The organism is Acinetobacter sp. Res13-Abat-PEC15-P4-01 (assembly GCF_015676285.1).
In the GTDB taxonomy this organism is placed as follows: Bacteria; Pseudomonadota; Gammaproteobacteria; order Pseudomonadales; family Moraxellaceae; genus Acinetobacter; species Acinetobacter nematophilus.
On record NZ_JADAIN010000050.1, the window covers coordinates 261,325 to 285,649 of the forward strand.

A 24,325-nucleotide genomic window follows, 5' to 3' on the forward strand; every position below is an offset into this window, starting at 1 on the left:
AAAATGTTATACATAAAACAGTCGGTACATAAAATCAAACTCAGCTTACTATTTACAGTTTTTTGATTTAAAACATACAAGATTCAGGGAAAAAGCATGTCAGTTATTGATGTTGGTGGAAAAGTACGTGAAGGTGAAGAACTAGACATTCGCGCAGTCGGCAATTGGTTGATTGAGAATGGCTCTGAAATTATAGGTCCCGTTGAAGTCACCCAGTATTCAGGTGGTGCTTCCAATTGGACCTATCGCTTAAAATATAGTAATGCAGATTTAATTTTACGTCGCCCGCCTAAAGGTACAAAAGCAAAATCTGCTCATGATATGGCACGTGAATATCATGTACAGAAATGGCTCGCACCCTATTATCCAGTCTTACCTGAAATGGTTGCACTTTGCCAAGATGAATCCGTGATTGGATGCGATTTCTATGTGATGAAACGCATTGAAGGAATCATTCCCCGTGCCAAACTTCCCCCTGAACTTAATTTTAATGAACAACAGGTTCGAGAGTTGTGTACTAATGTTCTCGATAAGCTGATTGAATTACATCAAGTTCCCTTTAAGGGCACTGAATTGGAAAAACTTGGGAAAGGCGATGGTTACTGTCGTCGTCAGGTTGAAGGATGGGATGGTCGTTATGAAAAAGCACATACCCTCAATGTGCCAAGTTTTAAATTTGTCCGTAAATGGTTGAACGAAAATATCCCTGCTGACTCAACCAGTTGCGTGATTCATAATGATTGGCGTTTTGATAATGTCATTCTTGATCCACATCATCCAACACAGGTGATTGGTGTATTGGATTGGGAAATGGCAACCATTGGCGATCCTCTCATGGATTTAGGTTCTGCTTTGGCATACTGGGTTGAAGATACTGACAATCAAATTTTTAAGTCTACCCGAAGACAACCCACACACCTTAAAGGTATGTTTAGCCGAAAACAAGTTGTGGATTATTACTTGGAAAAAACAGGATTAAAACCTGAAAATTGGACTTTCTATGAAGTCTTTGGGATTTTTCGTTTAGCAGTCATTGCGCAGCAAATTTACTATCGTTATTACCATAAACAGACGGATAATCCAGCATTTAAAGATTTTTGGATTGTCATCCATGCTTTACATATTCGCGCTTTAAAATTGATTGGTATTCAGAAAATTGAAGCCAATGAAGTTGCCCAGAAATACATTGAGAAGTTTAAGGAAATTTTAGGGAAATGACCACAATCTATTTGGTACGTCACGGGCAAGCATCATTTGGTGCTGAAAGTTACGATAAATTGTCCCCTAATGGTGAATTACAGGCAAAATTATTGGGTCAATATCTCGATAAAATTTTGAAAGAAGCACCTTATGCCGTTGCAGGTTCAATGCAAAGGCATCAACAAACAGCTCACTTTGCTTTGGCTGAAAGTTTTGCAGATGTTGCAGTTGTCACTGACCGCAATTGGAATGAGTTTAACCATCAACAGGTTTTTGCTCAATATGATCCTCGATTCAATGAACCACATTTGCTCAAACAAGATGTGACTAAAGAAAAAAGTCCTCGTGCTTATTTAGCCCGGATTTTTGAAGGCGCCATCAATCGCTGGACAGGGGGTGAATACCATCATGAATATGATGAATCGTGGCCAGATTTTAAAAACCGTGTTGAAGGTGCACTACAAAATCTGTGTGATGATTTAGCCAAAACCAAACCTCGTTATGCAATTGTTTTTACCTCCGGTGGAGTAATTTCAGTTGTTGCAGGCAAACTTTTGGAACTGAGTCCTAACAAAACTTTCGCACTCAATTGGGCAATTGCCAATACCAGTCTTACCACATTACGTTTGGTCGGTAATGAACCGCAATTGCTCAGTTTAAATGAACATCATTTTATTAAGGTTGAAGATCCACAGTTATTGACTTGGATTTAAGCTCGCGCTTAGAAATATAAAAATTGTTGAAGGAATCTATCATGGCAAAAACGATTTTAATTACTGGAGCAAGTTCAGGAATCGGTGCAGGAATGGCACGAGAATTTGCGCAAAAAGGGTATAATTTAGCGGTATGTGCCCGTCGTATAGAAAGGCTTGAAAGTTTAAAGCAAGAGCTGGAATCTAAATATGGTGTCAAAGTTATCACTAAAATCCTAGACGTAACCAATTATGAACAGGTCTTTCAGGTATTTCGTGAATTTAAACAGGATTTTGGAACATTGGACCGAATCATTGTCAATGCCGGTGTTGGTGAAGGACGACGCATTGGAAATGGTAAATTCGAAATTAACCGCGCAACTGTTGAAACCAATTTCATATCAGCATTGGCACAATGTGAGGCGGCTGTCGAGATTTTTCGTGAACAAACGTTTGGGCACTTGGTGGTGATTTCTTCAATGAGTGCTATTCGTGGTATGCCTAAACATTTGACTGCCTATGGCGCGAGTAAAGCAGGTGTAGCTGCCTTGGCAGAAGGAATTCGTGCTGAATTAATAGATACTCAAATTAAGGTATCGACGATTTTCCCTGGCTATATCCGCACTGAAATCAATGAAGGTGCCAAAAAACTTCCTTTTGAAGTCGATGTGGAAACCGGATCACATTTATTGGTGAAAGCCATAGAAAAACAACCAGTTAAGGCTTATGTTCCACAATGGCCATGGTTACCTCTAGGATTAGCGATGAAAGTATTGCCATTAAAATTGGTGAACAAATTAGGTTGATACATTTCATTTATACTTAGACTCGCATTTGATCTGTAAAAGACCCGACAGGGTCTTTTGGATTTATTAGCAAAACAAAATCTATAGTTCATCACAGTGAGCATACATTGATTTACTTTCTGAATGATGTGAACAATCAAGACCAATTTAAATTACCTTTGACTCTGACGAATCTTAAACCTGTTGAATTTATTGGGTATTCTTATGTTTTTAAAATTTTCAACACTTGTATTGGTACCTGCTTTAATTATTCAAGGCTATCGGGTTAAAAAAAATACACCACGGTTACCTGAAGCCAAAGGGATTCGCCATGGCGTTTTGGGTACTGGTCAAGCTTTATCGGTTTTGATTTTAGGTGATTCAGCCGCAGCAGGCGTTGGTGTTGAAAATCAACAACAAGCATTGCTGGGGTCAATTTTAAATGAACTATGTACAGATTTCGAAGTGACATATCTACTTGAAGCAAGGACAGGTGATACCACTTTGCAAGTTTTGGAGAGAATGCAACAATTACCAAACCAAGAATTTGATGTTGTGATTACATCTGTTGGCGTCAATGATGTCACAAAACTATGTTCACCCCAAAAATGGATGAAACAACAAAAACAGTTTTATGCTGCCATCGAGTCCAAATTTACACCACAATTGATTTTGGTCACTGGTGTACCGCCAATGAATTTATTTCCAGCTTTGCCAAATCCATTGGCGTGGTTGTTTGGACAATACTCAAGCACAATGAACAAGAAATTAGCCCAATTTATTGAAAATAATAAAAATTACCAGTTAATTCATTTTGATTTAGCGCATTTTAATACATTAAATCTGCAAATGGCGAGTGATAGATTTCATCCAAGTCAGGAAATTTATCAACTTTGGGCGAAAGAGGTTACATCACGTATTTTTACCAAATTTAAGTCCACAATGTGTTAAAAACTCCAGAAGTTTAAGGACATTGAATATTTTCCTTTTCTTTATAATAACTTAAAGCAATGTCTAGATCTGAAAGCAATTTCGCTTCAGTATAATTTTCTGGATTCAGTTTAAGCAAACTTGGCATGTAATTCGATTTATATTCCTTAGGATAATCTACACATACAATTCTTTTTTTATCATCTAATGTCGTATTTGGATCATCCAACTGATCGAGATATTTACTAATCATTTCATCTGATTGTTCAAATTGTGCTGTCACAGTAGGGCGATCGGTTTGTTTAGACATATTCTGATCCGGTGTTTTGCTGCAAGCAGTAACAACAAAGATCAACGATAGTGCGATAACGAGTTTACTGTTCATAATATATTGATTTTTAATGTGAATAAAAAATTATTGATAAATATTGAGTTAAGTTGCCTTTCGACAATTCTTTAAAAACTTAACTATTAAATAAATTATCAATTTGTGCAATGATTTTTATTACCTTAACTTGAAAAAGTTACAAATTCAAGTTCTTTACATATTTTATTAGAAATTTCATCTTATGAAAGTGTGACGGGTTAAATTGATTTGATTTATATGAGGTTGAATTTTACCCAAAAGCATCATTGATGAAGAAATCTCTAAGCAAAAGTTTATTTTTGAGTTAATTATGCGTATGGTATTCCCCAAAAGACAGAGGGGATATTTCATGAAAAAATTAATGATGATTGCTTTAACAACTTTAGCATCAAGTCTTTCTTTTGCAGAAAATTTACAATGCGAAAAAAGCTATGAGATTTTTAAGCAGCAAGGCGATAAAGAAATACAAATCTTAAAAAATGGTTCACTTGATGATGTCATTCATTATTATGATCAGATTGAATATGATCGTAAACTCAAGCCTAAACATCAAGGACAAACTTTTTCATCCGGTGAATGGATCAGCGATGCTAAATATAGAGAAGATGTAAAGACTCAACAGGATTTAGCTAAAGATGATTCTTATAAAAATATTGATTTTTCATTACTAAAACCAAAATTAAATTATATCTCGAGTATTGGAGAAGTTTGTGTTGTTCCAATACGATCGCAGGATCAAATTTTCAAAAAAAATATGCAGACCCAAGCAGATGTTATTTTTGTTCGTGATCTTAAAACCAATGATTGGAGAAGATTTATTTATTTAGGAATTGAAGATAAAAAGGATTTTAACGAATTTTTTCCAGATTTTCCTAAAACTATAAAATTATCTAAGACCATGATCGATAATAAGGATTTTGCAGAAAGTGCTACTGAATTTGCATTGTTAATGTTGCAAGAAATGGGGGCTGAAATTACGCCTGAATTGAAAGAAGTCGTAGAAGCTCAAGCAGAACCTTTTAGAGATAAGTTAAAAGCGAATGGTTATTGAGCTTTCATGTATTTGCTAATGCTAGACCTAAACCACTCATAAGAGTGGTTTCTTATATTTTATAAGGTCTACATAAAGCGATAAACAATTTATTTATGCTTGTCTTCTCACATAAACGCCATAAATTGACATTTATGCTGCACAGCAAAAATGCTAAGATAGCCATATAATTTTAATTATTTATCTATAAATGTCTGAATCTAGTATAGAAACCCATCCGCTTAAACCATTTTTACCATCAAATGCTAAACTGTTGATGCTGGGTAGCTTTCCACCACCCAAAGAACGTTGGAAAATGGACTTCTATTATCCCAACTATCAAAATGACATGTGGCGTATTTTTGGGCTTATTTTCTTTGAAAATAAAGATCACTTTTTAGATTTACCTAACAAAAATTTTAAAGAGCCTTTGATTCGTAATTTTTTAGTTGAAAAGGGAATTGCGATTTTTGACACAGCCTATCAAGTGATTCGTTTGAAAGGCAATGCTTCCGATAAATTTTTACAGATTGAAACGCCTACAGATTTATCTCAACTTTTGCTACAAATTCCTGAATGTCACAACATTATGACAACAGGAGATAAAGCAACGGACACATTGATGTTATCAATGCCATCGGAAACTGAAAAACCTCAGATTGGGCATTCTTCAAAAGTTCAGTATTGTGGTAGAGATTTGACTTTGTATAGAATGCCTTCCTCATCCAGAGCTTATCCTTTAGCACTAGATAAAAAAGCTGAAGCTTACAAAAGCTTATTTAAAGAAACAGGCTTACTTTAAGTAAGCCTGATATCATTTTTATGCAAAGCGTTTTGCCATCGCTACACAGATCACAACGGCGAAGCATACGATGACCATTGCAATGCTCACATGCTCACCCAACAATAGCGCGGCAAGCATCAAACCTATAAAAGGTTGTACCAATTGGATTTGTCCCACTGTTGCAATTCCACCTAGAGCTAGACCTTTGTACCAGAAAATAAAACCAATCAGCATACTAAATAAGGAAACATAGATTAAGCCCAACGTTTCTGGCCAGTGAATGTTCTCAAAGCTAGTAGGTAAATAATATAGACTGCCAATCAGCATCAATGGTAAAGATACAACCAGTGCCCAGCAAATCACTTGCCATCCACCCAATTCTCTAGAAAGTTTACCACCTTCAGCATAACCCAATCCGCAGGTGATAATTGATGCCAGCATATAGAGATCACCCAAACTAAAACTTAAATTACGATTTTCATAAAACATAAATCCAATCACAATGGCGCTGCCAATAAGGGCAAATAGCCAGAATTGCAGAGCAGGTCTTTCATTGCCGCGTATTACAGCAAATATGGCTGTAGATAAGGGAAGCAATCCAACAAATACAATCGCATGTGCTGAGGATACTGTTTGCAGTGCGAGTGCTGTAAATAATGGAAATCCAATCACCACACCAAAGGCAACAATGATTAAAGATTTAAATTGTTCAAAATTGGGCTTGGTTTGGCGTAAAAGCAAAAGAAAAAGTAATCCAATTAAACCCGCAATTGCAGCACGGGCTGTGGTTAAAAATTCTGGACTAAATCCCATAACCGCAATACGTGTAGCAGGTAAAGATCCAGCGAAAATTGCAACGCCGATAAAGCCATTGATCCAGCCAATATTTGTTTTATCCATCATAAATCACTCACTAAGTTTATGATGATTTAACGCTGATTTAATCTATAAACCCATAGACACTACCATACAATTTTAAAAAACTGTTATGCTATTTAAAGCAGTACAGTTTTAAAGATATTGAATATAAATCTATCAATTACATGGTTACTCAATGGCTAAAACCAAAATAGAACAAACCATTCAAATTATTAAAGATCAAATTTCCAATAAAAGTTTGATTGCAGGTTCACGTCTGCCATCTGTACGACAGCTTGCAGCTCAACTCAATTGTTCTGTTTCAACTATTGTAGAAGCTTATGCAAGACTTGTTGCGGAAGGTGTTTTGGAATCACGTCTTGGCTCAGGTTATTATGTGCTGGGGAAAACAGATGAAATTTTATTTGTAGAACCTGAAACGCAATACCAACGTGAGATAGATCCTTTATGGATTTCAAGGCAATCCCTTGAGGCAAAAAATGAAGTGCTCAAACCGGGTTGTGGTTGGTTGCCAACCAGTTGGATGCCTGAGCATTCTGTACGTAAGGCTTTAAAACAGGCGGCAAAGTCTGATGCAGTGATGTTAATTGATTATGCGATACCTCATGGACACCTTGAATTACGTAAACTCATCGCAAGGAAAAAGGAACTTTATCAACTAAAATCTCAACTGAATCAAATTATGATTACAGATTCAGCAACGCAATCCATTGATCTTATTTTCAGATACCTACTGACAGCAGGTGATGTAATTTTAATTGATGATCCCTGCTATTTTAACTTTCGAGCTTTAATTAAAGCACATCATCTCAAAGCAGTTGCTATTCCGTTTACAAAAAATGGCCCAGATGTAGAAAAATTTGAACAAGCATTAAGACTAAAACCTAAAATATATTTAACCAACTCAGGTATACACAATCCAACAGGTACTGTGATTTCATTACAAACGGTGTATCAAATTTCAAAGTTAGTAGAACAAACAGATCTGATGATTATTGAAGATGAAATTTTTGCGGATTTTGAATATACACCTGCACCAAGATATGCGTCGTTTGCAGGATTTAAACATGTCATTCAAATCGGCAGTTTTACCAAAACACTTTCAGCAGCAGTCCGTTGTGGTTATATCATTGCTGACCCGAAATTGGTTGAAAGCTTAATCGATCTTAGAATAGCCACTAATTTTAGTCATAGTTTTTTAAACGCAGAAATTATTTATCAGGCTCTGATGGACAGCAGTTATCCAAAGCATTTGGATTGGCTTAAGAAACATTTGCTTAAATTAACTAATGAGGTGATTCCGAAGTTATCCCGATTGGGAATACGACCATGGATCATTCCTACTGCTGGGATTTTTCTATGGTGTACCTTACCCAAAGGCATACAGGCAGCTGAACTTTCCAAGCTTTGTTTAAAGCATGGTGTAATCCTGGCACCAGGAAATTCATTTAGTCAGATGGATGAAGCAGGGCAATTTATGCGTTTTAATGTCACTCAATGTGTAGATAAAAGAGTTTTTGATACTTTAGAAATGGCAATCCAGCAATTAAAAATTCACTAGGCTCAAAGTTAAACCTTGAATAATGAACCATAAGTTTTAACTCATGCTGTTCATATTAAACAGTTGATTTCATAGTGGCATCAGGCTGAATAAATAACTTCGAAAATTTTGAATCGCTTGGATAAGAACTATTACAAACTTATTTAGAATTATTTTTCTTATCTTTGAAAAATATGCCTAAATAAAAAGTAATTGCATATTTTTTAAGGATATAGGGACAATGAGTGTTCAGGATGTTCCAAGCCCAATTGATTTAAGAAATCCACAAGATGCTTTACGATGGGCTGAAGAGGTGAATCAGAAACGCCCATGGCGATATGAGTTTTTTGATTATTATGTCAGTCTTATTCAGAACTTATACAAAGAAAAGCAGTTTAAAGGTCAGCAAGAGTCAAGCTTTCATGTTCTAGAAATTGGTTCAGGTCCAGGCTTCTTTGCAAAGCATTTATTAAGTCAGTGCCCAGATATTCTATATACTGCTTTAGACTTTTCAGAACCAATGCATGAGCTTTCTAAAAGTAGGCTATCTGCTGATGAGTTGGGCAGAACAGAATATCTGATACAGGATTTTAAGCAAGATGACTGGAACAATTCACTGGGTAAATTCGACGCAGTCATAATCCATCAGGCTTTACATGAATTACGTCACAAAGAATATGCCAGCCAGTTTCATCAACAAATTAAAAAACTATTAAAGTATGATGCAATTTATCTGGTCTGTGATCATATCTTTGCCGAGGAAGCTATGCAGAACAATGAACTGTATATGTCTAAACATGAGCATTTTCAATGTATAAAACAAGCAGGATATACGGATATCGAACTGGTCAAAGAGATTAAAGGGCTGTGTTTGTTTGAATGCTATTTATAAAAGTGACTTTTGTAGATGTTGAGGTAATGATTATGTCATTACAGGAAACTTACATCATCCATTCAAGTGGCAGGTAGGAGACACTATACATCATAAATCTTTGGAATCTGGTGGTTTCCGGATCAACATGATGTTCTATCACCTTACCATCGGCTTGGTGGTCCAGCCAAATCAGTTTCCCTTGAGAATCCAGTTGAAGCTCATAGGCGACAGTCAGTAGCGTGCGATCTAGTAAATCAGAAATTTGTTCTTGTAATGGATCAGACTTGAGCACTAAACCGACCTCAGTATTGATATTGAATGATCGTGGATCTAAGTTAAAGGAACCAATAAAAACTTTGTCATCGATGTTGATAAATTTTGCATGTAAACTGGATTTATTCTTGCCTTTTTTGGGAATGATATTTCCAGTCATCACTTCATACCATGTACGTCGCTTTCGTTCTATATAGGGCTTAAACTCATAGAGTTTGGCACCGTTTTTTAATAGATCAACACGATATTTTTGGTAAAAAGCATGAACTAAAGCAACATCATTTGCGACAAAGGAGTTCGTCAAGATCCGAACATTGACATTTTTCTTTGGAAATTGATTGATGAAATTTGTTCCATTTTGAGTCGGAACGAAATAGGCAGCAATCAAATCCATTTCTTGCTTTGGATCACCCAAATGTTGATGGATTTGATGAGAAATCAATTCATTGCCTTGTGCTTGTCCCAGGCTTTTCTTTGGTGAATCTGCTAAAAAATCAGCATAAGCCCAATTGATTTTGTTTTGATTCAACTCATTGGCAAGTTCTTTCTGCTCCAAGTTTACCTTTTCATCTGTTGAGTGTTCAGCTTGTTCAAGTTTTTCAAAACTTTTTCTTAAATCAATTAAATCCTGTGCAGTGCCTTTTGAAATAAATTGCTCGATTGGATAACTCAGCTCAAAATTCCAAAATTCAGTAAAGACTTCGTTGGCGCGATTCACTGAGCGACCAAAAAACAAAACATCCATATCAGTGAATTGAAAAGACTCACTGGCATCAAAATATTCACTGCTGATATTTCGTCCACCAGTCACGGCGATCGCGCCATCAGCAATAATCAATTTATTGTGCATGCGATGATTGATACGTTGTGCTCTAAAAAGGTAGTCCATTACACGGAAGTGTCTGAACTTATAAGGGTTGTAGAGTTTGATCGAGATATTGGGATGAGTCTGCAGTGCGCTTAATTGTCGATCTATTTTGGTTCCATTTTGATCATCAATCAATAAACGGACCTTTACACCACGATCAGCTGCCTTGAGTAATTCATGTAGCATGAGATTGCCAATAAAGTCATCAGCCCAAATATAATATTGCAAATCAAGTGTGTACTTTGCTTTTCTAATTAGGTGTATGCGTGAGGCGATGCTTTGAAAAGCGTCATTCATTGCGAGATAGGCGGTTAAACCTTGACTCAGCATATTTTTTGCTTGAGGTTCTTTAATCCAATGGTCTAAATATACTTGGGTATGTTGGAGGTCTTTTTGTGATTGATTCATAGGCAAACTACATCCAGTAATTAAAAAAGCCAATACAGCAGTAGATATAGACGTTCTTAAATGATTCATTCTTAAAATATCATTTGTATTTTACTAAATCATATCATCAAGTTAATGGTTGAATCTGTAAAGTGAAAAAGGTTACTGTAGTCTAACTGTTAAGATGCAAACCCATAAGGAAATTTATCGATGAAATCACGAGCCGCAGTTGCATTTGCTCCAGGACAGCCTTTAAAGATTGTAGAAATTGATGTCGCCCCACCACAAAAAGGTGAAGTATTAGTTAAGATTACACATACAGGTGTTTGTCATACAGATGCGTTTACATTATCTGGTGATGATCCTGAAGGTGTTTTTCCAGCGGTTTTAGGGCATGAAGGTGCTGGTATTGTGGTCGAAGTCGGTGAAGGTGTGACCTCAGTTCAACCAGGAGATCATGTAATTCCTTTATATACTGCCGAATGTGGTGAATGTTTATTCTGTAAATCAGGAAAAACCAACTTGTGTACAGCAGTCCGTGCGACACAGGGTAAGGGTGTTATGCCGGATGGAACGACACGTTTTTCATATAATGGAGAGCCGATTTATCACTATATGGGATGCTCAACCTTTAGCGAATATACGGTAGTTGCAGAAGTGTCTTTGGCGAAAATCAATCCAGAGGCAAATCCTGAACATGTATGTTTGTTGGGCTGTGGTGTAACTACGGGCATTGGTGCCGTACACAACACGGCAAAAGTTCAGCCAGGTGACTCTGTTGCCGTTTTTGGCTTAGGAGGTATTGGTCTTGCCGTTGTACAAGGTGCACGCCAGGCCAAAGCTGGGCGTATCATCGTGATTGATACCAATCCCGAAAAATTTAAACTTGCAGAAGAATTTGGCGCAACTGATTTTGTTAATCCCAAAGACTATGACAGACCAGTTCAGGAAGTGATTGTTGAAATGACTGGTTGGGGCGTGGACCACTCGTTTGAATGTATTGGAAATGTCAACGTGATGCGCTCTGCGCTGGAGTGTGCTCACCGTGGTTGGGGGCAATCTGTGATTATCGGTGTTGCAGGTGCAGGTCAAGAAATCTCCACCCGTCCTTTCCAATTGGTGACAGGACGTACTTGGAAAGGTACGGCATTTGGTGGTGTAAAAGGTCGTTCGCAATTGCCTGGCATGGTAGAAGATGCAATGAAAGGTGATATTCAACTTGCACCATTTGTTACGCATACCATGGGTTTGGATCATATTAATGAAGCATTTGATTTAATGCATGATGGAAAATCAATTCGTACCGTAATTAACTTCTAAGCACAAAACCATAACTTTGAATAAAAAAACCAGTAATACGTGATGTATTACTGGTTTTTATTTGCATGATAAATGTATGAGTTTTATATAAAAATATTCTAAACTTATCTTTTTTTGTTATGTTATGCCTTTAATTCAAACAACTCAGAGTGATCACTTTATGAAAAATATCGCTATTATAGGTTTGGGTATTGCAAGTTTAGCAATTTCTGCATGCTCTTCAATTCAGACCAATGCTGTGCAAGATCAATCAGCACAAAATATGCAAAGCACCTGTATTGCTGAACGTGCGACGCAATTGATTGGTCAAAATGATATGTCTGAAGCTAAAATTAAACAGCTTACACAAGCCACAATAGTTCGTAAAGTTGCTCCAAATCAAGGTGTAACAATGGATTATCGTGTAGAACGTGTGACAGTTACTGTCGATCCAGTGACTAAAAAAATTACTCAAGCAAGTTGTGGGTAATCGCAAAATTTAAAATAGCGCTATGGTTGAGTAAATATTGTATTATTCAACCATGTTGATATTTATTAAATAAAATATATTATTTAATTCACATGAAATAATTATATATAATAATCATGATTAAAATTAAAAATTTTTATTAAATTAATAGATCTCTTGATTTGAAATCATTATTTAGTATGTTTTAATAAACATCTCTCTAAATATTCACTATTATTATTCCTCACTATGAAGAGACTTATTTTAACCTTATTGTTAATTTTGACTTCAATTTCAATATTTGCACAAAATGAAAACTATAAAATTGTCATGGACAATCTTATAAACAACTATAATGCCGATCAGTATGAGAAAATTTTTAATGATTATTCTGCTGAAATGCAACAAGCGCTGCCGTTGGAAAAAAACCAACAGTTTTTTTCAGGATTGAAAGCCAAGGCGGGAAAAATTGAAAGCAAAGCGTTTCTCAATGATCAGCAGGACGGCTATGCACTTTATAAAACCAAGTTTGAAAAAATGGAGTTAACTGTCAAAATTTCGCTTGATCATCAAAATCACATCAATGGACTACTTTTTAAAGCGAATGACATGCTAAAAGAGATCAAAAGCAATACGGCTAATGTACTGAACACATGCCCTAAAGAGATTTCAGATATTATCTTTAGCAATACCCAAAATTTTCCGAATAATACTCAGCTTTCGATTGCAATCATTGAAAAGGATAAAGTCAAATATTATGGTGTAATTAAAACCAATGACAAACTCCAAGAGATTGAAAATCAAAATAAAGTATTTGAAATAGGTTCTATTACCAAAGTTTTTACCTCTACAGTGCTCGCCTCACTTGTGGAAGAAAGACAAATTAAATTAACGGATAAAATAAATTCATTTTATCCATCTTTAAAATTTAAAAATAATATTCAACTGAACTTTATCGACTTAGCCAATCACACCTCTGGGTTAGCGCGATTACCTAAAAATATAGATCTAAGCGATGAAAATAATCCGTATAAAAATTATGGGAAAAGTCAGATTGAGCAATATCTTCAAGATTCCTTAGCAGTCAAAAATACAGCGCAAAAAAAATATGCTTATTCAAACTTAGGAGCAGGATTACTCGGTTATACACTTGGACAATCACAAGGAACCGGTTTTCAGGCACTTTTACAGCAGAAAATTTTTGATCAATATCAAATGAAAAATTCATTTGTAAGCTCAAATAATCTTGGAGATAAGTTGGTTAAAGGACAAAATCCTGATGGAAAAACTGTTTCTAATTGGGATTTTGATGTTTTATTCGGGGCGGGAGGCATATTATCTACAACATCAGATTTGGCAAACTTTGCCATGGCGCAATTCGACCCTAAAAATACTGAACTGGCTTTGACCCGGATACCGACTTTTGAGATCAATCAAGATATGAAGATTGGTTTAGCTTGGCATTTGTTGAAATCACCGAATGGTAGTGATTTAATCTGGCATAATGGAGGAACAGGAGGTTATTCATCATCTATGGTTGTTAATGCTAAAGATCAGACTGCTGTGATTGTTTTATCCAATCTTTCTGCTTTTCATCCTAAAACGAAAAATATTGATAAATTATGTTTTGAACTTCTCAATCAAAGCGAAAGTAATTCAGGGAAATAGTCAGATTTTATATTCGAAAGATCAATGCATCCTTTTATTTTGATATATTACTTATCAATTAGATGCATACTTAATAATCATGTTCTTAATTAAATTACAAAAAATATCAACAAAGCGTGATTTTATGAAACTTGAATTGGTCAAAAAATCGGTTTTAGAGCTCCTGTCTTGTCTGCAATTTGTATAGATGAAAATATAACTGCCTTTTTTTCCTAGGGTGAAGTATAAGGTGATCAAATTTTATGGCTGTCTCAGGATGAACGTAAAATTATCGATTTAGATTACACAGAAAAATACCATCAACTTGAAAGTTCACCTGTTTTATTTGCAATGGATGGTCATTTGGGAATTATTATAGATTCAGATGAGATTTGATTATATTCAAGAGAAAAAAAATATTTGAGACAATTAAAATCAAAAACAATGAATTTATGCCTCAAAGATTTAATCTCAGAAAAATTCTATAAGAGACAGTTCTGTGTTACCACTATGTTTTAATAAAGAGGGTATTGGTGTTGATACGAGATATATAGCCTTTTGATAGCGACCTTCCAGATATGGGGAATGGAGAAGTATATTTAGTAAGTAATTGAATTTGTCATGTCTTTTGGTGTGATCAATCACAGGTAAGTGCTTATCTGGTGCAATGTACTTGAAACTCGACTTCAAATTTTAAATTGGCTTTTGCACATTATTTAAAATATCTTGAATCTATTCCGCCATATGGCAAAAGCCATTGGCGGAGAATTTATCAACGTTTTGTATCTGCCAATTACTGATTCAAAACCAAAACTCATGAATCAAGTAAATAGGATGTTTCTATTCCACATTGTTCAACAAAGGATTCATCATGTGAAACCAAAATGACTGCACCCTGAAACTGCGCAATCGCTTGTGCAAGAAGTGCTCTGGATTCGATATCCAAATGATTTTCAGGTTCATCCAATAAAAGTAAATCAATACTTCTGGCTGTATGGCTGATCGCTAATAATGCGACTTTAAGCTTTTCACCACCACTTAATTGTGCCAATTTTAACAGTGCTTTTTCACGGCGAATACGCAATTGACCCAAGAGTTTTCGCCATTCAACTTCTGAAATATCAGGATTAAACATGGCTAGGTTTTCTATTACACTGAGATCATCCTTTAACACACTGAAGTTCTGATCGAGATATAGACAGTCACCATTCACGAAGATGTCATGATTTTGATGATGTTCAATCATTTTTAACAAGGTTGATTTGCCTATTCCATTTGCACCTTTAAGCTGAAGCTTTTCACCTGCTCGCAGCGACAGTTTGATTTTTTGTGTCGATGCATAGGGCAATATTAAATGATTGATTCGCAAAATCTCACCATGTCGATTGCTGGTCAATTGAAAGTCAAACTTTTGTGGTTTAATTTTTTCTAAAGTGATTTGCTTGTCTTGTAAATCACGTTGCGATTGATCTATTTGACGAAGTTGTTGAGTACGTAATTTTCCAAAACTTTGTCCTGCTTGCTCCTTTTTAAAATCGAGTAAAATCTTAGCTTGAGAGTTTGAGTCACGCAGTTGTATGCCTTTACGCTGACGCTTCTGAGCTTTCATTAAACTTGCATGTTGCTGTTGTTTTAACTGTTTCAATTCACGTTTTTCTTGTTGAATCGACTGGGTTAAGGCATTGACATGTTGCTGATGCAGTTCGAAGTAGTCCGTATAATTGCCATGAACATGTTGCAGTCCCAATTCTGTCAATGCATAAATATGCTGAACTTGATCAAGCAATTGTCGATCATGGCTAATCAAGCACACACCGGCAGGATGGGCCAAGATTGATTCGATTAACCAGTGTCTGGATTGCTCGTCTAGATGATTACTCGGTTCATCTAACAACAAATAATGATCTGGTTTTAAGAATAAACGACATAAGGCGAGTTTGGTTTTTTGTCCTTCACTCAATTGCTGTATTGGATAATTTAAATCTAGGGGTAATTGTGCATTTTGCAAAATTTGCTGCCATTTCTGTGGCAGATCCCAGGCATTTTCAACCAGATCATAATCTTCAAAACTGGCATTATTGTCTTCAATACGCTGAAAAGCATGATATAACTCATCAACTTCTAATGCTTGCGCAATAGTTTCTGTATCCAGACGTTGTAATTGTGCTAGGTAGTCATATTGTATATGCCACGAAATCTGACCGCTATACGCTATATTTGAAAGACGCTGTAAATGTAAAATTTGAAAAAGTAATGATTTACCTAAACCATTTCGTCCAATTAAAGCTGAAGTTTGACCTGAATAAAGCACAAAATTAAATTGATCAAACATGGTTTGAGCAGGGAATGCCAAACTCAGATTGGAAATAATACATGCCTGTTGCATGGTATGAACCCTCATATTGAGGATGCGCAAAATAGTATGAAATAAAGCTATAAATAACGGAGTTATTCTATTTATCGTGAATGTGGTATTAGCACCAAAAGATAAGTTTTGCCTTGAGTAGAATCTATTTTGCACATCAAAAATTAAAAATAATAATGATGAGAAAATGACTTACTTCATTGGCGTTACTCTTTCAAAGCAGGATTTAGAAAAGCTATTTTATAAAATTAAAGCAAGATGTCAACCTGCCAATGCAAAATGACTACATCTGAAGGCTGGAAATAAATCCCCAGCTTTTTAAAAAACCAGAGATTTATTTTCAGACTCAGTGCATTGACCCTTAAATTAAGACGTTGCTTTAATCACTTCTGCAACAGAACTTGCAACATAATCAATATTTTTTAAGTTTAAACCTGCAGCACACATACGACCGCTTCGAACCAAGTAAATTGCATATTGATTTTTCAGGATATCCACTTGTTCAGCAGTTAAACCCGTGTAGCTGAACATACCTTGTTGAGCTGTGAGATAATCAAAATTGCGATCAGGTAGTGCAGCAGATAATTTTGCTTTCAATAGTTCGCGCATTTGAATAATACGTTCACGCATTTCTTTAAGTTCAGCATGCCATTGTTCAGTCAGCGTTGGATTATTCAATACATTATCGACAACCAATGCGCCAGTAGTTGGTGGGCTTGAGTAAATACGGCGTACAGTGGCTTTAAGCTGACCTAAAACTTTCTGTGCTGTATCTCTATCGTCACAAATAAATGTCAACCCCCCAACACGTTCACCGTAGAGCGAGAAGATTTTAGAGAATGAATTGCTGACAATGAAATTTAATCCAGATTTATCCAAAGCGCGAATTGCATAAGCATCTTCTTCTAAACCTTGACCAAAACCTTGATAGGCAATATCAAGGAATGGAATTAAATCACGTGCTTTCAACACTTCAATAACACGATCCCATTCAGCAGGAGTTAAATCTGCGCCTGTTGGGTTATGGCAACACGGATGCAGAAGGACTATACCTTTTGCCGGAATTTTTTGTAAATCTTCCAGCATGCCTTCGATGTCAACACCATTGCTTGCAGCATCAAAATAACGATAGAAATGCGAGTTGATTCCTGCGCCATTGAAAATTGCAATATGGTTTTCCCAGGTCGGTTGGCTGACCCAAACATCAGATTCAGGGAAATATTTTTTTAGAAAATCCGCACCCACTTTAAGCGCGCCAGAACCACCCAATGTTTGAATAGTGACTGCACGACCATCTTTACGTGCTTGGCTGTCTTCGCCCAAGACTAATTTTTGGGTTGCTTCATTATAAGACTTCGAACCATCCATCGGTAAATAAAGCTTTACCTGATTATTGTTTGGTTCAATATTCTTTAATGCCGCTTTTACAGCATCTAACTGAGGAACGATAGTGTCCTCATTATAATAAAGACCAATACTTAAATTTACTTTGTGTGTCCGTTCATCCTTACCAAAGGCTTCCATTAAAGAAAGAATTGGATCACCTGCATAAGGATCTACATGTTGGAACATGGTTTTAAGTCCTAAATCAAACGAAGATATTCGTGTCTGATCATATAGGTAATTCCAAGTCGGACTCAACAGCAGAATGAAGTTTATTTTTTATTATTTATTCAACTTTAGATGCAGATGAGTTTTATTTGTTTATATTTAGCACTGAATTTGCCGTCAAGACACAAGCTAGGTCAAAAATAAGTAATTTATGGTGGTGAATGCCAGGCACAAAATATTTTAAAATATGATCTGCTTTTTTAAGTCATCTTGTTCTCAGCTGAACATAAAACAATTGTTCTGTATTTATGTTCTTGTCATGATAGTGCAAGGCAAGATACTAAATTTCCGGATGATTCAATGTTACTCAATTATCAATACGATCAAGTTCAATCTACAACTGAAAATCAACAAACACTCGTTTTGATTCACGGTTTGTTTGGCAGTTTAAGTAATTTGGGTATTATTGCCCGTGCCTTTCAAGAAAAATTCAATATATTGCAACTCGATGTGCGTAACCATGGACATTCCGAACATTCAACAGAAATGAACTATACATTCATGGCATCTGATGTCTTGGAAACACTTGACCACCTCAATATTGACACTTTTGTGACTGTCGGTCACTCAATGGGTGGCAAAATTGCAATGAAACTTGCGAAACTTGCACAGGACCGTATGTTGAAAATGATAGTTTTAGATATGACACCTTTTGCATATCAAGAACATCACCATGATCAAATTTTTAAAGCATTATTTGCCGTTGAAAATGCGCAATTGGAGTCAAGAAAAGAAGCCACTGAACTTATGCGCGAATATTTAGAAGAAGAAATGGTTATTCAATTTTTATTGAAATCTTTCAATAAAGGGAAGTGGCTGTTCAATGTGCAAGCATTATTTAATCATTATGCTGATATTTTAGATTGGCAAAATCAGCCCGTAAATACAGTTCCTGCGTTATTTATTAAAGGTGGAAATTCTCCCTATATTTCAAAGCCGGCGCATTTTAATGCAATCCAATCACAATTTAGTCACAGTCAGGTTGAAATCATACAAGAGGCTGGTCATTGGTTGCATGCAGAAAAACCTGCTGAAGTAAATCAATTGATTTCAGCCTTTATTGAGAAATGATCAGACAAAATTTCATCTTTTCTATTGCACTTCTTTTATCTGCCTTCATGAATCATTGTGCTTAGCATAATGAGTAAATACTCATTATGCCATGATTTACTATTAGTTCTAATATTCAAAAATGCTTATTTGAATTGAACATTGCACATGAACTCAAAACAACTCGTATGGTCAGATTTTGTAATTTATTTAAAACTGACCTGTGTAGCGGTATTATGGGGAGGAACCTTTATCGCAGGACGTTTGACTGTCTCTGAAGTACCCGCTCAAATTGCCGCTTTGATGCGTTTTATCGTTGCCTCGGTTTTATTGGTCGCAATTTTGATAAAAGTCGAAGGATCATTTAAAAAGATCAATTTTAAGCAACATTTACTCACTGCAAGTATGGGGCTAACAGGCGTATGTACATATAACATTTTTTTCTTTGGCGCTTTATCATATATGGAAGCAGGACGAACAGCTTTATTTGTCAGCCTTTCACCTATATTGACCATTATTGCAGCACGAGTTCTTTTCAGAGAAAAACTTTCTACGCTTAACTATTGGGGTGTTATTCTCGCATTTTTTGGAACTCTGCTGGTTGTAACCAAAGGTCATATTTTTTCCCAGTTGAATGCTTCTTTTGGAACTGGTGAATTAATGATGAGTTGTGCTGTACTCAGTTGGGTTGCATACACACTACTGTGTAAAAAAACTACAGGTTTATCACCACTGATCATGACAACCTATTCAACACTTTGGGGACTAGTTTTCTTGCTGATAGGTTTTATAGCTGAAATACAGACATGGCAAATATTTACGTTTCATGCTCGTACTTATCTGAGTATTCTATATTTAGGGGCTTTAGGAACGGTATTGGCATTTGTTTGGTATGCACAAGGCATCTCAAAAATAGGCACATCGAGAACAATCATCTTTAACAATCTCGTTCCTTTATTTGCTGTTTTGCTGGCATTTCTGCTTCTAAATGAACCAATCACACTGTCAATGCTCATTGGAGGCATCTTGAGTTTTAGCGGTGTTTTACTGACCAATATAAAAAATTAAATTGAAAAGGGTGTACCTGTGGAAGATTACATTCACTATTACAGCCATGATGGAATCATGGTTAAATTAACAAGGACTAAGCCCTGTAGATTTCAGAACTCAGCCCTTAAAACTTGCTTAATCAAACCGTCCAACTTTATGGGGGTAGATCATATAGTTAGATATTTTAATTAAATACCTAACTATACAGAACTTTATACCGTTCTCCTAAACCTCTACCCAAGTATCTTTTACTTCTTGAGAGTCTTTGGTCAGAATAATTTTTTGATCTTGGATTTGCCCCACCCATGAGGTTGGGATGAGATGATGATGTCCATCTCCATGTTTAGTCAGCTTAATTTGATCTGTACCTACGAGATGGTCTACTTCACCGACTTTAGTTCCGCACGCAGCGATAACATCAGCATGATTTTTAATACTCTCAACATTGATAGAAGTCATTTGATTCTTTCCTATTGAAATGTGATTTGAGTATTCACCATAGCTTAAAGATTTCTGTCAGTCTCGAAATGAAAAGGAAACACTACAAGACCATCTAAACACTTACCTAAGGTTTAAAAATAGATACATGGTAATGTCTTGAAATAAAAAACATGACATTATTTATCTTGACTAGTATATTGTTTTTATTGGTTATTTTTATAAATATTAACACTTTTGTCGAAGTTTTGACAAAACTAAACTTCATTTTAATTGAAGCACTAAAGTGGTCTTGTGCTGTGAAATTAAGACAATAAAGTGAGGTTTTACAGCTGAGAATGACAATAAATGTGAGATGAAGTTGGAGTTTAAGCTGTTAATCCATATATCATTTACTCAATTAGACACCAGTTCACATTTCGCCACATAAACTTTTACACGCCTCTTATTGAGTGGAAATATTGCAAGATACAGGTAGATGTTCAATAAAATAAAAAATTGATCAAACTACCAGTCTCAAAAAATAATTTCTAAAGAATATTCGATAGTCTATATTGAATAGCTAACTTTTTAGCTTCAATAAGGCGATTTTTTAAATAGTTTGGACGGGGTAAACAGATGGGTTGTAATTTGATCTGCTTGAATTTTTCTAAAAATGGTTTGATAGGTATTAAATTTTGAAACCCGTTTATCTTCAGTATTGGAATAATCCATAATATTGTCCGTAAAACCTTTATGAAATTTCATTTCATAATCTTGAAAAGTATGTAATAAGCCTAATGTGTGGCTTAATTCATGCGCCATCACATCCATGTAGGGTGGAGCATCAGCGTATATAACGACAGATTTCCCCCATTCTATATCCTTTGTTCTGTACAGCGGCTCTGTTTCAGGTTCCCGTTTATAAAGTCGAGTATCAGCCTCAAAACTTGCTGATCCTTCAATAACTGATCCTGGTTCAACCATTGTCATAACATCTTTCTTGAGGACAGGATCATAAACCTTTTCATAAATAGGCTCATATCTCATTGCGATCGGTGCAAAAAATACATATCTGTGGGACTCGTAGGTTGAATTTATAGGCAATAATTTAAAGTTTTTTGTCTCATATAACTTCAATAATTCAGCTTTGAATTTTTCACTATTGTCCTCAACCAAATAAGTGACTTCTCCATTTTTTGTATTTTTTTTATGAAATTCATTCACTGGAACATATTGCTGCTTTTTATCTCCAATTTTAGTTTCATCTTCAATTTTGATTTTAGTTGACCACCATTTTTTTACAAATGCACGAACTTCGGAATCAGTTTTAGCAAGTCGATCTAAATCAAATACTTCTTTTTTAACCACATCTGCAATCATTAAACATTGGTTAAATATCCTATTTTTTAATTCCCATTCATAGTTTTTCGGCTTTTCTAGAATTTTTCCATTTACTTTGACATCAACCATAATTAATTTAATCACAAAAATTTCTTTATTCTTGGCAACTAAAAGCATACCAACATCTTTTATTGTTCCAGACTTTTTTGCTTGTACCAGAATATATTCATTTTGGCTCAATGCACCTCCAGAACAAATAATATTAATGGCTTTTTTCTTTTTATAAGAAAAACGTTTTTGTGTTGCCAACTGTTCTGAGGTTCGACCTGAATTGATAAAATTAGCCAGTGGTTCTTCGACTATTTGAGACTGTTGATTTTTTTCAAAAGTTGAAATTTTTAGACATGGATTTGAAGATTTAAAAACTAAAATAGTGCCATCATCAGTCAAAGCACTATTATCATCATCTGGACTTTGATGAATCTCTATATCGAGATTGGCACCTTGACGATTGATTTGATCACTGCCTAATGTTCCTGGACAATTTGTTGCAAAAATGGATAGCCAAGCAGGTAAATAAAGTCCTTCATTAATAAATACACTTCTACCACCATCGAATTGTCTGTTAAGTATGCGTCGCACAACAGCATCATAATCTTTGATTACAGTATCTTTTTTATTTTCATCAGCATCGATAATAGTTAATGGATATATATACTCATCACGAATCCAATCAAAACCAAATTCACCATTGTAGTCTGCTGCAACAGGCTCGCCAATCTTATAAGGACGTCTAAAGTGGACGAAGAAATTTCTTAAACATGTCTGGCACACACTGCCTTTCTTTGGGCTAGATTCAATGCTCATCATTTTTATTATGACTCCAATTATTCAAGGCTTTTCATATATTCATATTAAACAAAACAGTAATGTAAAAAAATTTAAGTGACTCAGGTGTAAAAAATGTTTGTTATTTTGTTTTTAAGAAAAACGGTATGACCGCATTGATTCATATTTGATTCTGATATTCTCAATGGCATTCACTATTTTCCCTGTTTTTTATTCTATGATTCATGTACCCATACTTCAATTGATCTTTAAGCTGGTTGATAAAAGATGAGAGAATGCTCATTGAACAGCTAATTTTGGATTGCAGGCTCCAGACAATATGGATCTACAAAAAGAACAGCATTAACTGAATTTGCCAAAACTAGATTGTGCTAAGATATTGAAAATAGATAGCAATCTAAACATATGCGCGCTTTTCCTATTCAATACAGACTGAGTGGATTTTACTTTTGGTATTATTCAATTGTCGGTACTTTTTTACCATATTGGAGTTTATATCTTCAAGATCAAGGGTTTAGTTACAAAGAAATAGGCTTATTGTCTTCCATTGCGATATTAACACGAATATTTGCACCTTTTATCTGGGGATTTATTGCCGATAAGACAGGGAAGCGAATGCTTTTAGTTCGTATTGCAACCTGGATGGAAGCGACAATTTGGTTGCTGATTTTCATTATTCCCAACAATATGCAATCCATTGCATTGCTTATGCTGATTTTTAGCTTTTTTCAAAATGCAATTCTTGCACAATTCGAAGGAGTGACTTTATTTTGGCTGGGAAATAAACACACGGCAGAGTATGGGAAAATAAGAAAGTGGGGGTCTATTGGGTTTATCGTAGGTGTATTCAGTATAGGGGCAATTCTTGACGTTATTGATGTTAAATATTTACCTATCATGCTGTTATGTATCGCTTTTAGTGCTTTTATTTGGTCATTTTCAATTAAAGAACCGAATTCTGCTCCAAGTGCACAAAAAATATTGGACCCTGTATGGCCTATAATTAAAAGACCTGTTGTGCTCGCATTCTTTACAATTGAATTCATTATGCTTTTTGCGCAAGCACCATTCTACAGCTTTTACAGTAATTACTTAAAACTCGCAGGATTTAATACCACACAAATTGGCTTTTTGTGGGCTGTTGGTGTTATTGCTGAAATTATCATGTTTAATTACGCCAATTTTTTTCTCACTCGCTTTTCATGGCGAAGTTTAGTGGCTTTATGTTTGGTCATGACCAGTATTCGTTTTGTATTCGCTGGTCTATTTTCCGAAAGTTTCTTACTTCAATTCATTTCACAAAGTTTTCATGCATTCAGCTTTGGGCTATTTCATATCATCGCAATGCGAGTCATTCTACAAAACTTTGCTGCACAGCAACAAGGCAGAGGGCAGGCTGTATATAGCACAATCTGGGGACTTGGCGTTGCCTCAGGAAGTATTCTCGCTGGACATTATTGGGAACAATTGACAGGTGAATATGTTTTTATCATTGCAGGGCTGTCAGCATTGCTCGGATTATTGTTGATTCAATACTTACCCAAAACTTTGCAAGCAGTATCAAAGTAAAATGGATCCCTTTTATCCATGAGAGGAATCCATTTCTCTTAAAATG

Annotated in this window: 21 protein-coding genes; 14 read left to right on the top strand and 7 right to left on the bottom strand. The window is 35.5% G+C overall.

The genetic code is table 11. The annotated features are described in order from the left end of the window. Positions 1-96: 96 nt before the first annotated feature. The 4 genes from IMO47_RS18250 (at position 97) to IMO47_RS18265 (ending at position 3,628) form a co-directional block, all read left to right on the top strand. Positions 97-1,218 (top strand): phosphotransferase family protein, encoded by a 1,122-nt coding sequence (locus tag IMO47_RS18250; protein WP_196076543.1) that lies wholly within the window; start codon positions 97-99, stop codon positions 1,216-1,218. Next, positions 1,215-1,913 (top strand): histidine phosphatase family protein, encoded by a 699-nt coding sequence (locus IMO47_RS18255; protein WP_196076544.1) that lies wholly within the window; start codon positions 1,215-1,217, stop codon positions 1,911-1,913. Before IMO47_RS18250 ends, IMO47_RS18255 begins: the two co-directional genes overlap by 4 nt. Positions 1,914-1,954: 41 nt before the next feature. Beyond that, positions 1,955-2,698: an SDR family oxidoreductase gene (locus tag IMO47_RS18260; protein ID WP_196076545.1), complete on the top strand. Its 744-nt coding sequence runs from the start codon at positions 1,955-1,957 to the stop codon at positions 2,696-2,698. Positions 2,699-2,902: 204 nt separating this feature from the next. After that, the gene (locus IMO47_RS18265) at positions 2,903-3,628 is read left to right on the top strand and encodes an SGNH/GDSL hydrolase family protein (RefSeq protein ID WP_196076546.1); all 726 of its coding nucleotides are present in this window, start codon (positions 2,903-2,905) and stop codon (positions 3,626-3,628) included. Positions 3,629-3,641: 13 nt separating this feature from the next. On the opposite strand, the gene IMO47_RS18270 is transcribed toward IMO47_RS18265, so the two are convergent. Then, complete coding sequence (locus IMO47_RS18270) at positions 3,642-3,992, bottom strand: hypothetical protein (RefSeq protein WP_196077835.1); 351 nt, start codon at positions 3,990-3,992, stop codon at positions 3,642-3,644. Positions 3,993-4,323: 331 nt separating this feature from the next. Between IMO47_RS18270 and IMO47_RS18275 the strand changes: the two genes are divergently transcribed. After that, a complete protein-coding gene (locus tag IMO47_RS18275; RefSeq protein ID WP_196075008.1) occupies positions 4,324-5,025 on the top strand; it encodes a hypothetical protein in 702 nt (233 codons plus the stop codon). Between the two features lie 190 nt (positions 5,026-5,215). After that, positions 5,216-5,806, top strand: a complete 591-nt coding sequence (locus IMO47_RS18280; protein ID WP_196075009.1) for a uracil-DNA glycosylase family protein — start codon at positions 5,216-5,218, stop codon at positions 5,804-5,806. Positions 5,807-5,824: 18 nt separating this feature from the next. On the opposite strand, the gene IMO47_RS18285 is transcribed toward IMO47_RS18280, so the two are convergent. Further along, positions 5,825-6,688 (bottom strand): DMT family transporter, encoded by an 864-nt coding sequence (locus IMO47_RS18285; protein WP_196075014.1) that lies wholly within the window; start codon positions 6,686-6,688, stop codon positions 5,825-5,827. A 154-nt stretch (positions 6,689-6,842) separates the two neighbouring features. Here IMO47_RS18285 and IMO47_RS18290 point away from each other — a divergent pair, with 154 nt between their 5' ends. Further along, positions 6,843-8,228: a PLP-dependent aminotransferase family protein gene (locus IMO47_RS18290; RefSeq protein WP_196075010.1), complete on the top strand. Its 1,386-nt coding sequence runs from the start codon at positions 6,843-6,845 to the stop codon at positions 8,226-8,228. Between the two features lie 220 nt (positions 8,229-8,448). After that, positions 8,449-9,099 (top strand): class I SAM-dependent methyltransferase, encoded by a 651-nt coding sequence (locus IMO47_RS18295; protein WP_196075011.1) that lies wholly within the window; start codon positions 8,449-8,451, stop codon positions 9,097-9,099. A 49-nt stretch (positions 9,100-9,148) separates the two neighbouring features. Here the strand turns inward: IMO47_RS18295 and IMO47_RS18300 are convergent, their stop codons facing one another. Next, complete coding sequence (locus tag IMO47_RS18300; protein WP_196075015.1) at positions 9,149-10,630, bottom strand: phospholipase D family protein; 1,482 nt, start codon at positions 10,628-10,630, stop codon at positions 9,149-9,151. Positions 10,631-10,819: 189 nt separating this feature from the next. Between IMO47_RS18300 and IMO47_RS18305 the strand changes: the two genes are divergently transcribed. The 3 genes from IMO47_RS18305 to IMO47_RS18315 all read left to right on the top strand — a co-directional run bounded on the left by IMO47_RS18305 (position 10,820) and on the right by IMO47_RS18315 (position 14,045). Continuing rightward, positions 10,820-11,929 carry an S-(hydroxymethyl)glutathione dehydrogenase/class III alcohol dehydrogenase gene (locus tag IMO47_RS18305; protein WP_196075012.1) on the top strand — a complete coding sequence of 370 codons (1,110 nt, stop codon included), beginning with the start codon at positions 10,820-10,822 and terminating at the stop codon, positions 11,927-11,929. Between the two features lie 160 nt (positions 11,930-12,089). Continuing rightward, positions 12,090-12,398, top strand: a complete 309-nt coding sequence (locus IMO47_RS18310; protein ID WP_196075013.1) for an I78 family peptidase inhibitor — start codon at positions 12,090-12,092, stop codon at positions 12,396-12,398. A gap of 309 nt (positions 12,399-12,707) precedes the next feature. Then, positions 12,708-14,045, top strand: a complete 1,338-nt coding sequence (locus IMO47_RS18315; protein WP_196081034.1) for a serine hydrolase — start codon at positions 12,708-12,710, stop codon at positions 14,043-14,045. A gap of 793 nt (positions 14,046-14,838) precedes the next feature. Here IMO47_RS18315 and IMO47_RS18320 read toward each other — a convergent pair. Then, the gene (locus tag IMO47_RS18320) at positions 14,839-16,410 is read right to left on the bottom strand and encodes an ATP-binding cassette domain-containing protein (RefSeq protein WP_196077534.1); all 1,572 of its coding nucleotides are present in this window, start codon (positions 16,408-16,410) and stop codon (positions 14,839-14,841) included. A 345-nt stretch (positions 16,411-16,755) separates the two neighbouring features. Then, positions 16,756-17,961, bottom strand: a complete 1,206-nt coding sequence (locus IMO47_RS18325; RefSeq protein ID WP_196077535.1) for an amino acid aminotransferase — start codon at positions 17,959-17,961, stop codon at positions 16,756-16,758. A gap of 339 nt (positions 17,962-18,300) precedes the next feature. Between IMO47_RS18325 and IMO47_RS18330 the strand changes: the two genes are divergently transcribed. Continuing rightward, positions 18,301-19,071: an alpha/beta fold hydrolase gene (locus IMO47_RS18330; protein WP_196077536.1), complete on the top strand. Its 771-nt coding sequence runs from the start codon at positions 18,301-18,303 to the stop codon at positions 19,069-19,071. 147 nt (positions 19,072-19,218) lie between these two features. Next, positions 19,219-20,118, top strand: coding sequence for a DMT family transporter (locus IMO47_RS18335; protein ID WP_196077537.1), 900 nt, complete (start codon positions 19,219-19,221; stop codon positions 20,116-20,118). Between the two features lie 207 nt (positions 20,119-20,325). Here the strand turns inward: IMO47_RS18335 and IMO47_RS18340 are convergent, their stop codons facing one another. Together IMO47_RS18340 and IMO47_RS18345 are read right to left on the bottom strand one after the other, a co-directional pair. Next, complete coding sequence (locus tag IMO47_RS18340; protein ID WP_196077538.1) at positions 20,326-20,559, bottom strand: DUF2171 domain-containing protein; 234 nt, start codon at positions 20,557-20,559, stop codon at positions 20,326-20,328. Positions 20,560-21,114: 555 nt separating this feature from the next. Beyond that, positions 21,115-22,731, bottom strand: coding sequence for a hypothetical protein (locus tag IMO47_RS18345; protein ID WP_196077539.1), 1,617 nt, complete (start codon positions 22,729-22,731; stop codon positions 21,115-21,117). 384 nt (positions 22,732-23,115) lie between these two features. On the opposite strand from IMO47_RS18345, the gene IMO47_RS18350 reads away from it, so the two are divergent. Beyond that, on the top strand, positions 23,116-24,279 hold the full coding sequence (locus IMO47_RS18350) for an MFS transporter (protein ID WP_196077540.1): 1,164 nt from the start codon (positions 23,116-23,118) through the stop codon (positions 24,277-24,279). Positions 24,280-24,325: the final 46 nt, after the last annotated feature.

What these genes read in the sequence shown, in the direction of transcription:
- IMO47_RS18250 (WP_196076543.1), top strand. Translation starts at nt 97, where the DNA reads ATGTCAGTTATTGATGTTGGTGGAAAAGTACGTGAAGGTGAAGAACTA.
- IMO47_RS18255 (WP_196076544.1), top strand. Translation starts at nt 1,215, where the DNA reads ATGACCACAATCTATTTGGTACGTCACGGGCAAGCATCATTTGGTGCT.
- IMO47_RS18260 (WP_196076545.1), top strand. Translation starts at nt 1,955, where the DNA reads ATGGCAAAAACGATTTTAATTACTGGAGCAAGTTCAGGAATCGGTGCA.
- IMO47_RS18265 (WP_196076546.1), top strand. Translation starts at nt 2,903, where the DNA reads ATGTTTTTAAAATTTTCAACACTTGTATTGGTACCTGCTTTAATTATT.
- IMO47_RS18270 (WP_196077835.1), bottom strand. Translation starts at nt 3,992, where the DNA reads ATGAACAGTAAACTCGTTATCGCACTATCGTTGATCTTTGTTGTTACT.
- IMO47_RS18275 (WP_196075008.1), top strand. Translation starts at nt 4,324, where the DNA reads ATGAAAAAATTAATGATGATTGCTTTAACAACTTTAGCATCAAGTCTT.
- IMO47_RS18280 (WP_196075009.1), top strand. Translation starts at nt 5,216, where the DNA reads ATGTCTGAATCTAGTATAGAAACCCATCCGCTTAAACCATTTTTACCA.
- IMO47_RS18285 (WP_196075014.1), bottom strand. Translation starts at nt 6,688, where the DNA reads ATGGATAAAACAAATATTGGCTGGATCAATGGCTTTATCGGCGTTGCA.
- IMO47_RS18290 (WP_196075010.1), top strand. Translation starts at nt 6,843, where the DNA reads ATGGCTAAAACCAAAATAGAACAAACCATTCAAATTATTAAAGATCAA.
- IMO47_RS18295 (WP_196075011.1), top strand. Translation starts at nt 8,449, where the DNA reads ATGAGTGTTCAGGATGTTCCAAGCCCAATTGATTTAAGAAATCCACAA.
- IMO47_RS18300 (WP_196075015.1), bottom strand. Translation starts at nt 10,630, where the DNA reads ATGAATCAATCACAAAAAGACCTCCAACATACCCAAGTATATTTAGAC.
- IMO47_RS18305 (WP_196075012.1), top strand. Translation starts at nt 10,820, where the DNA reads ATGAAATCACGAGCCGCAGTTGCATTTGCTCCAGGACAGCCTTTAAAG.
- IMO47_RS18310 (WP_196075013.1), top strand. Translation starts at nt 12,090, where the DNA reads ATGAAAAATATCGCTATTATAGGTTTGGGTATTGCAAGTTTAGCAATT.
- IMO47_RS18315 (WP_196081034.1), top strand. Translation starts at nt 12,708, where the DNA reads ATGGACAATCTTATAAACAACTATAATGCCGATCAGTATGAGAAAATT.
- IMO47_RS18320 (WP_196077534.1), bottom strand. Translation starts at nt 16,410, where the DNA reads ATGCAACAGGCATGTATTATTTCCAATCTGAGTTTGGCATTCCCTGCT.
- IMO47_RS18325 (WP_196077535.1), bottom strand. Translation starts at nt 17,961, where the DNA reads ATGTTCCAACATGTAGATCCTTATGCAGGTGATCCAATTCTTTCTTTA.
- IMO47_RS18330 (WP_196077536.1), top strand. Translation starts at nt 18,301, where the DNA reads ATGTTACTCAATTATCAATACGATCAAGTTCAATCTACAACTGAAAAT.
- IMO47_RS18335 (WP_196077537.1), top strand. Translation starts at nt 19,219, where the DNA reads ATGAACTCAAAACAACTCGTATGGTCAGATTTTGTAATTTATTTAAAA.
- IMO47_RS18340 (WP_196077538.1), bottom strand. Translation starts at nt 20,559, where the DNA reads ATGACTTCTATCAATGTTGAGAGTATTAAAAATCATGCTGATGTTATC.
- IMO47_RS18345 (WP_196077539.1), bottom strand. Translation starts at nt 22,731, where the DNA reads ATGATGAGCATTGAATCTAGCCCAAAGAAAGGCAGTGTGTGCCAGACA.
- IMO47_RS18350 (WP_196077540.1), top strand. Translation starts at nt 23,116, where the DNA reads ATGCGCGCTTTTCCTATTCAATACAGACTGAGTGGATTTTACTTTTGG.